Below are 8,170 nucleotides of genomic sequence, written 5' to 3' on the forward strand. Positions count from 1 at the left end.
ATTTCCTTACATTGACGTTTTTATTACTCACTGTCCTGTTCCTGTTATCACATTATCTACTGAACAATTACTGATAGGTTAAAGAGAACCAGGCCTGGGCATTGGCGATGCCGCCAGTAACCCGACGCCCGGTAGCACGATATTTGGCGATGAAATGTAGCGAAGTAGAGCCTGAGTAAAGCCGTTTCCAGTTTGCTGGAGGACGATTAATCGGTACGAGGTTTCCTTCATCATCAAACAACGCTACACCAATATTGGAGGCTATCCCTGGCCCCTCTCCCACGGAGAGCACATCCGGATTTTTACCATCCGCGACACCGTGAAACGCCACACCCACACGTTCACTCACCACCGTGCTACATTCCCGTAAATGAATAACAAAAGGCACCGGTGCGCTATCTTCCCCTGCCGCATGAAACCGGTTACTGCTGATTTGCCCCATATTGACCGTCATTTGTTTATCACCGGCTTCAATCCGGCAAGTTTCCGCAATAATGACGCCCTGAAATTGCATATTTCCGCCGGGCAGCGTGGTATTCCATTTATTTCCGGCCAGAGCAAACATTGGCAGCAACGACGCTAACAGAAATAATCTCTTCCTTTTCATCGTTATTTTTATCGCACAAGGGTGGGCATCCCTGCCCGTAATGACGTCCTTGAACCTGGGTAGGTTATTGATACTGAACCTTGAAGGTTGCATCCGCATTAGCTGCACCCGGGGTTGCCTCGCCGATTGCATAATAACGCGCCTGGAACGGAATGGTGTTGGTACCGTTATTCAGGGTTGTTTGTGCACTAAATGTCGCACCGTCCAGCGTCAGAGCATTGCCTGTTCTGTCCAGGATCTGCACGCCAACGTTTGTTGCACTACCTGCAGCAGAACTCTGCAGAGCTAGTACATCAGTACGCGTAGCATCAATTGCCGTACCTAAGAAGGCAACAGCGGCTTTTGTGGCAACAGTGGTATCGCAATCATTCAGCTGAATGTTAAAACCAACGGCAGAGCTGGTTGCTCCAGCCTGCTTCAGGCTAGCGGTACGAACCTGTCCCAACTGAACGGTTTGATCAACAGAGCCTGCATCAACTGCGCAAGCGGCGTTAACAACTTCCCCTTTAAAGTTAATGGTCCCACCATTTACCGTCGTAGTATCGGCCAGAGCCGCTGCGGAACTGAGGGACAGAGCCGACAGAACAACGATTGCCAGAGTTTTAATTTTCATGCTGCTTTCCTTTAAAAAAACTATTTCTAAATCGACATGGGCAGTCGTTCTGTACACTTTGTTTTGTCAACGAGTTTGACTGCCAACACTGCACAGTTTTCCCCCAAAAGATGAAACATTTGGGGCCATTTTGACTCATAGAGGAAAGCATCGCGCACAAACTTTTTCAGTTTATTTGTTGGCTTAATATTCTATTGTTATCTTTATTTATAGATTTTTATATTGCATGAGGTGGTTTTTGGAGAGAAGAATGAGGAAGATGCGTCGAGCCACAGAAACGTTAGCTTTACATATAGCGGAGGTGATGTGAAATTAATTTACAAGAGAAATAATTTACATATCAAATAGTTAGATGCTTTTTGTCGTTTTTTAATATTTTTATGCTTGAGAAAAAATACGTAACTTATTTATGATATGGACAGTTTGGCCCCAATTGTCTTGTGTTTATTTGTTTTTTAACTTTATTATCAATAAGTTAAATCAAACCTCTTCTCTTTTTAATTTTTCGTTTATGAGATTATTTCTTTCCCATAATCCGGCAAAACGAGCAGCATTACTGGCGGTATAACGCACAGTATGGCGAATATTTCGATGCCCGAGATAATCCTGAATTAAACGGGTATCTGCACCACGCTCCGCCAGTTCATAACCGCAAGCATGCCTTAACATATGAGGATGAGTCTGCGTTACGGTTCCAGCTTCAATACCGGCATCGCGAATAATGCGATAGGCCTGCTGGCGAGAAAGCCGACTCCCGCGGCGAGAAATAAATATAGCGTCGGTCCGGTCAGCGCCTTTCCAGTTAGCACGTTCCTGGGTCCAGCGTTCCACGGCTTCACGCTCATCAAAACGTAACGGGTGAACGGTAGAAAATCCGTTCTTCAGTCGGCGAATATTTATTCGACCTTCATTAAGGTCAAGGTCCTGATAATGCAGATCAAGCAGTTCACTAATACGCATCCCATGCCGATATGCCAACAGAATAAGACAATAATCTCTGGCTCCCGTTGCCCCGTAACAAACCGCCTGCATCATGGCCTGAACTTCTTTACCGGTAAGATAACGACGTTTACTCACAATAGTAGTACTCCTAACTGAGATATATTTGAATGAATACCTATAGGAAACCTCAATCGGTCAAAATTAGCCCAATAGATAAAAAGATAACCACACACGAAGTTATGTGGCTATCAGTCAATTACATTAAACATCATACAAAAATAAAATATCACTGATGTGACAACATCTATTTTCATTGATTTGATTCAATATAACAATAGATTACAGAGGATTAACTTCCAGTTACTTAAAAAATAAAGAAAAAAGTGTGGAAACAGGAGAATTTAAGTGATGTGTAAACTTATGAATGATTTTGTTTATTTATTTTGAAGAACATAAACCATTAGATTTTGTATGGGTATGGTTAACTTAATGTTTATTATGATAATTAAGAATCACACTTACAATAACATCAATTAATAAATGGTTAATCATTTTTGATATATCGTAAGAATAATGTAGTTTTTAACACCATCCCTGGTATCTCAACTATCTCTATAAAACAGCATGACGCTGTCGTCCTCTGGCTCTATCCCAGATGCCGTAAAAACGCCCTGCATTGCTGGCGGTATACCAGACAGTATGACGAATATTGCGATGCCCAAGATAATCCTAGATAAGTCGCGTATCTATTCCTATATTCGCCAAAGCAAAACCACACGAATAGCGTAACATGTGCGGATGAATCTCCAGTGACAACCCGGCATTACCACCAGAAGTCGAGATAATATGGTAAAACTGTTGCCGAGAAAGCGGATTCCCCTTACGTGATAAAAATACCCACTCGCTCTCAGCATGCGGATAAGAAGTACGGATACTCAACCAGTTTTTTAAAGCCTGAACTTCTTTGTTCAATAGCGGGTGCGTTGTTGAAAAGCCTTTTTTTAATCGATGGATATATATACACTTTGCTTTAAGATCAATATCCGAAATCCTCAATCGACAAATTTCACTCGCCCGGAAACCATGAATAAAACAAAGCAAAATCAGACAATAATTACGTGTTGCATGAGGCCGGTATTTGCTGCTTTAAGGAGTGACTCGATTTCACTATGGGTAAGGAAGTTCCTTTTTTTGTTATCAGCCTTATTCCTCATCGTTTTCCCTTATAATTACAGACGCGCACTAGCTGTGCTGGGTTAGCAATAATCCAACATTTTTATCCTGATTATGTTTATAAAAGCGAACGTTTGCTTAATAACTTACGTAAGTGGACCAGTTCTTCTGAGCGAACTTAAATGGAGTAGCGATAGTTACTTATAATAACTTTGCCATACAAACGCCATGCTCTTGCATGCTATGTACCTTTATATATTTATCAATCTGATACGAATCTAATAATAACCCTCATCATTAATGCAACTAATCTTATCTATATATCATGTGATATGTTCTGTAACAAGTAAAATCAACATAAAAAATTCAGCAAAATTTAATATTTGTTCAACTAGCCGTCTCAAATATGACATTATTAGTTAACTGCATTTGCCACAAAATGGCTATTTCATGGAACGCAGTAATTTCTTAGTGGCTATTATCATGCTAATTCTTAGATCCCTAGCGATTATTCCTGCCTGGTTCGTCAGCTTAGGCCATGAGATTGTTACATTCCTTTTTATCCTGGAGATATGGGGGAACGCAGGCGACGCTTTTTCATCTACATCCGTTGGTAAATATAGCTTTGGTCACTACGACTTAAGCCTTCCTCAATCACAGCTATTCGCCGGGCGATACGGCAAACAAACTAAGTGAAACATCATCCTGAAAACACCAACATCAACAAGCCTCTCCAGATCGACATCAGGAGTGACCAGTTACAAGCCACAAACCAAGAAACATATTTCATGATGAGAATTATGCTCAGCCTGATGGCGAGTAAACCCTTATTTTCACCACTCTCACTGAGTTAGCTTGCAAATCTTTCTTTGTTTAGATTCTAAATAAATTTTTTATAAAACATATAGTTAAAAGAAAATCTTTAGTTTTTGAAGACCACCGCAAGTGTTCGTCTGGCTTCATATGGCATCTTCTTCTTAGAAAAAGATCGACATATTTTGTGACGCGAATTGCAAATCTGGTTTTGTTGTATGGATTGCGTGATTTTTGATCTGGTATAACAGGTATAAAGATGCACCACGATAGTCAATGAGACTGGGCATCTCGTAATCTATGGCAAACATCACTTCAGTTCTTTCACATCGGGTGATGAAAATGCACTTCAGTCTGAAAGGAATATGAAAATGAGATCAACAGACACTCTATTTTATGACTCTGGGTAAAATGGGTTGAGTAAGTGATATAACTTACGAATATTCAAATCAATTAAAAATCAGAAGAGATTTTATACTCAGGTATTTAATCTGGATCTCTGTTTATTTAAATAATGTTAAAAGAGAATTTTCACAGGAGACCTTATACAAAAAATATAAAATACAGTTACCCGTTGCCAAAGACACTATAAGCCTGGCAAAAAAATATTACACAACATAAATGCTAATTGTTTATGCGGGCTTTGTATTGCTTTCTGTATCCTACAAATGAGTGAAATTTATGAAAAAGGCTAAAATACTTTCTGGCGTATTATTACTGTGCTTTTCGTCCCCATTAATTTCTCAGGCTGCGACACTGGACGTACGTGGTGGATATCGTAGTGGAAGCCACGCCTATGAGACTCGACTCAAAGTCAGTGAGGGATGGCAAAATGGATGGTGGGCAAGCATGGAAAGTAATACCTGGAATACCATTCATGATAATAAAAAGGAAAATGCCGCACTCAATGATGTTCAGGTTGAAGTTAATTACGCAATTAAACTTGATGATCAATGGACGGTGCGCCCGGGAATGTTAACGCATTTTAGCAGCAACGGCACACGCTACGGACCCTACGTAAAACTGTCCTGGGACGCGACAAAAGATCTTAATTTTGGCATTCGCTATCGTTACGACTGGAAAGCTTACCGACAACAAGACTTATCCGGTGATATGTCTCGTGATAACGTTCATCGTTGGGATGGATATGTCACTTACCATATTAATAGTGATTTCACCTTCGCATGGCAAACGACGCTATACAGCAAACAGAATGATTATCGCTATGCAAACCACAAGAAATGGGCGACGGAAAATGCCTTTGTTCTACAATACCATATGACGCCCGATATTACGCCATACATAGAATATGACTACCTTGACCGCCAGGGTGTTTACAACGGCAGAGATAATTTATCGGAAAACAGTTATCGCATTGGTGTGTCATTTAAACTGTAGTAGACAGGAGACAGTCACAATGAATAAAACTATAATGGCGCTTGCTATCATGATGGCTTCATTTGCCGCAAACGCGTCTGTATTACCGGAAACTCCTGTGCCATTTAAAAGTGGTACCGGAGCAATTGATAACGACACTGTCTACATTGGTTTAGGTAGCGCAGGTACAGCATGGTACAAGCTAGATACACAGGCCAAAGATAAAAAATGGACTGCGTTAGCTGCATTCCCTGGTGGACCGAGAGAGCAAGCAACCTCTGCATTTATTGATGGCAATCTGTATGTGTTTGGCGGCATTGGCAAAAACAGCGAGGGATTGACTCAGGTATTTAATGACGTACACAAATACAACCCCAAAACCAATCGCTGGGTTAAATTGATGTCGCACGCGCCGATGGGCATGGCGGGTCATGTGACTTTTGTACACAACGGCAAGGCTTATGTTACTGGCGGTGTTAACCAGAATATCTTCAATGGCTATTTTGAAGATCTCAACGAGGCTGGAAAAGATTCAACCGCTATAGATAAAATCAACGCCCACTATTTTGACAAAAAAGAAGAATATTATTTCTTCAATAAGTTTCTGTTGTCTTTTGATCCCTCAACACAGCAATGGAGTTACGCTGGCGAATCGCCCTGGTACGGAACGGCTGGTGCGGCGGTTGTGAATAAAGGTGATAAAACCTGGCTTATTAATGGCGAAGCCAAACCAGGATTGCGAACGGATGCCGTATTTGAACTTGATTTCACCGGTAATAATTTAAAATGGAATAAGCTTGATCCCGTCTCATCACCAGATGGCGTCGCTGGCGGTTTTGCGGGGATAAGCAATGATTCTCTTATATTTGCCGGAGGGGCCGGATTCAAAGGTTCACGAGAAAATTACCAGAACGGTAAGAACTATGCGCATGAAGGCCTGAAAAAATCATATAGCACTGATATTCATCTTTGGCATAACGGGAAATGGGATAAATCGGGTGAATTATCGCAAGGTCGGGCCTACGGAGTATCATTGCCCTGGAATAATAGTTTATTAATTATTGGCGGTGAAACTGCAGGCGGCAAAGCGGTGACGGATTCAGTTTTAATTTCTGTGAAGGATAATAAAGTCACAGTACAAAACTAACGCTTCAGGGCCCCGGTAAAGGGGCCCTGCTATCAATTTGTCATTTGTATTACGCGAAAATTATATGAACGCAATAATATCGCCCGATTATTACTATGTTCTTACCGTTGCTGGTCAGTCTAATGCCATGGCGTATGGCGAAGGACTGCCATTACCGGACAGGGAAGATGCGCCTCATTCCAGAATTAAACAATTAGCGAGATTTGCGCATACGCATCCCGGAGGCCCGCCATGTCACTTTAACGACATTATTCCACTGACTCACTGCCCACACGATGTTCAGGATATGCAGGGTTATCACCATCCTCTGGCAACGAATCATCAAACACAGTACGGCACCGTTGGCCAGGCACTGCATATTGCACGGAAATTACTGCCCTTCATTCCTGATAATGCAGGGATTCTTATCGTTCCGTGTTGCCGTGGCGGATCGGCTTTTACCGCGGGCAGCGAAGGGACATATTCAGAACGGCACGGAGCCAGCCATGATGCTTGTCGTTGGGGAACGGATACTCCGCTGTACCAGGATTTAGTCAGCAGAACGCGAGCCGCACTGGCAAAAAATCCGCAGAACAAATTCCTCGGCGTATGCTGGATGCAAGGCGAATTTGACTTAATGACCAGTGACTACGCGTCACACCCTCAACACTTTAATCATATGGTTGAAGCCTTTCGTAGGGATCTAAAACAATACCATTCTCAGCTTAATAATATTACTGACGCGCCGTGGTTTTGCGGCGATACCACCTGGTACTGGAAAGAAAATTTCCCGCATTCGTATGAAGCTATTTATGGCAATTATCAAAATAATGTTTTAGCCAATATTATTTTCGTCGACTTCCAGCAACAAGGTGAAAGAGGACTGACGAACGCGCCTGATGAAGACCCGGACGATTTAAGCACGGGATATTACGGTTCAGCGTACCGGTCACCGGAGAACTGGACGACGGCACTGCGAAGCAGTCATTTCAGCACGGCAGCCCGTCGGGGGATTATTTCTGACAGATTTGTAGAAGCAATTTTGCAGTTTTGGCGCGAAAGGTGAGCGGGGAGTTTATTCATGGGGGATGTCCTTGTTCGTTCTCAGAGTAGACAACAAAAAACAAATGAGATCAAGGTAATATCTCTTCACTTGCGGGCTCGAACAGCAGGCAATTGCCAATATAATAATCTGGCACAAGGGTGAAAAACGCGCACCGCATAAACCGTTGTTATTGCTTACAGATTAGCCGGATGCCTTAATAGACATCCGCGCCTTTTCGATTATGGCTCGGAAATCTACGAACATCTACACAGTTTACTGGAACGTTTTGGGCCACAGCGTTCGCAGCACCGTCCTGATATGCCGTTCTGGCGATTATAAGTCGACGGATTCTGGCAAATAGACGATGATGATATGCTTAATGATGTTCAAAGAAATTAGGCCATTATTATATTATTGCTTGCATTTTCTTTCATTCCTAAAAGCACCCGCCATTAATCCCAGGCGCATTATGCA

The 8,170-nt window shown here is 42.2% G+C and carries 6 protein-coding genes and 3 pseudogenes; 4 read left to right on the forward strand and 5 right to left on the reverse strand.

What is annotated here, in order from left to right; genetic code table 11:
- Nucleotides 1–67: 67 nt before the first annotated feature.
- The 4 genes and pseudogenes from ACUU1I_RS18135 to fimB form a co-directional block, all read right to left on the reverse strand.
- Nucleotides 68–607 (reverse strand): fimbrial protein, encoded by a 540-nt coding sequence (locus tag ACUU1I_RS18135; RefSeq protein ID WP_000824103.1) that lies wholly within the window; start codon nt 605–607, stop codon nt 68–70.
- A 64-nt stretch (nt 608–671) separates the two neighbouring features.
- Nucleotides 672–1,220 (reverse strand): type 1 fimbrial major subunit FimA, encoded by a 549-nt coding sequence (gene fimA, locus ACUU1I_RS18140; protein ID WP_000695531.1) that lies wholly within the window; start codon nt 1,218–1,220, stop codon nt 672–674.
- A gap of 480 nt (nt 1,221–1,700) precedes the next feature.
- Nucleotides 1,701–2,297, reverse strand: a complete 597-nt coding sequence (fimE, locus tag ACUU1I_RS18145) for a type 1 fimbria switch DNA invertase FimE (protein WP_000044711.1) — start codon at nt 2,295–2,297, stop codon at nt 1,701–1,703.
- A gap of 477 nt (nt 2,298–2,774) precedes the next feature.
- Nucleotides 2,775–3,376 (reverse strand): annotated as a pseudogene (gene fimB / locus ACUU1I_RS18150) (type 1 fimbria switch DNA invertase FimB).
- A 1,453-nt stretch (nt 3,377–4,829) separates the two neighbouring features.
- On the opposite strand from fimB, the gene nanC reads away from it, so the two are divergent.
- The 3 genes and pseudogenes from nanC to ACUU1I_RS18165 form a co-directional block, all read left to right on the forward strand.
- Nucleotides 4,830–5,546 (forward strand): N-acetylneuraminic acid outer membrane channel NanC, encoded by a 717-nt coding sequence (gene nanC, locus ACUU1I_RS18155; RefSeq protein WP_001295734.1) that lies wholly within the window; start codon nt 4,830–4,832, stop codon nt 5,544–5,546.
- A 19-nt stretch (nt 5,547–5,565) separates the two neighbouring features.
- Nucleotides 5,566–6,672 carry an N-acetylneuraminate epimerase gene (gene nanM / locus ACUU1I_RS18160; RefSeq protein ID WP_005065812.1) on the forward strand — a complete coding sequence of 369 codons (1,107 nt, stop codon included), beginning with the start codon at nt 5,566–5,568 and terminating at the stop codon, nt 6,670–6,672.
- A 64-nt stretch (nt 6,673–6,736) separates the two neighbouring features.
- Nucleotides 6,737–7,351, forward strand: a pseudogene (locus tag ACUU1I_RS18165) (sialate O-acetylesterase); the annotation flags it as partial.
- Nucleotides 7,352–7,635: 284 nt separating this feature from the next.
- Here the strand turns inward: ACUU1I_RS18165 and ACUU1I_RS18170 are convergent.
- Entirely contained in the window at nt 7,636–7,734 is a 99-nt protein-coding gene (locus tag ACUU1I_RS18170; protein WP_211180523.1) for a protein YthB, read from the reverse strand.
- A 92-nt stretch (nt 7,735–7,826) separates the two neighbouring features.
- On the opposite strand from ACUU1I_RS18170, the pseudogene ACUU1I_RS18175 reads away from it, so the two are divergent.
- Nucleotides 7,827–8,032 (forward strand): annotated as a pseudogene (locus tag ACUU1I_RS18175) (phosphorothioated DNA-binding restriction endonuclease); the annotation flags it as partial.
- Nucleotides 8,033–8,170: the final 138 nt, after the last annotated feature.

It is taken from the genome of Shigella sp. SIG3 (assembly GCF_053555855.1).